At 67.1% G+C, this 706-nt stretch carries 1 protein-coding gene; it reads right to left on the bottom strand.

The genetic code is table 11. The features are described 5' to 3' along the window. A partial coding sequence (locus ABD747_RS09090; RefSeq protein WP_344803610.1) for a hypothetical protein occupies window positions 1–706 on the bottom strand: 706 nt, incomplete at both ends.

The following is a 706-nucleotide window of genomic DNA, read 5'->3' as shown; positions in this document are numbered from 1 at the left end:
GTGGTCCGAGCCCTGCTTCGGGTCGATGATCACCCCCGAATAGCCCATCCGGGCCCACTGGTCAGCCAGGTTCAACATCAGCATCGTCTTCCCCGCACCGGTCGCGGCCGCGCACAGGAAGATCGGCAACCCGTCCGCTGTCGACGCCGCGGTCGGCGACAACAACGCCGGCTGCCGGTCCCGCTCGGTCAACCCGAACAGGGCACCGTCCCGGTCACCGACGAACGACAAACTCGTGATCCCCGACGCGGCGATCGTCTGGATCGGCAGATCGTGCAGCTTCGGGTTGGCCGAGATCGTCGAACACAGCCAGGTCTCCGCCATCGCCCCCGGCTGAGTCAGCGTCATCGGCGCCAGCTTCGCCAACTGCCGGTCCGCCGTGTTCAACCGGTCCAGATCCTTGATCCCGGCAAACGCGACCAACACCGACGCGTCGACCAGCGTCGGGTTCGCCCCGCCCTTGGCGTAGTGGTCCTCGATCACGGTCAGGTTCGCCAGCATCTCGTCCTGCTCCGCCCGCGACATCTTGCCCTGCTTGTGCCGTTCCTGGATGTCGGTGATGAACCGCCGCCGTTGCCGGCGCAACTCGTCCCGGGTGATCTTCGCCGGCTCCACCAGCCCGCGGATCGACACCGCGACCGCGTCGGACTCCAACAACTCCGACACCCACAACGCCGACGGTGACGTCGGCGCGTCGAAGTCGAAG

The organism is Microlunatus ginsengisoli (assembly GCF_039537205.1).
Taxonomy (GTDB): Bacteria; Actinomycetota; Actinomycetes; order Propionibacteriales; family Propionibacteriaceae; genus Microlunatus; species Microlunatus ginsengisoli.
The sequence above is the reverse complement of the archived record's forward strand: the minus strand, read 5'-3'. Positions and strand labels throughout refer to the sequence as shown.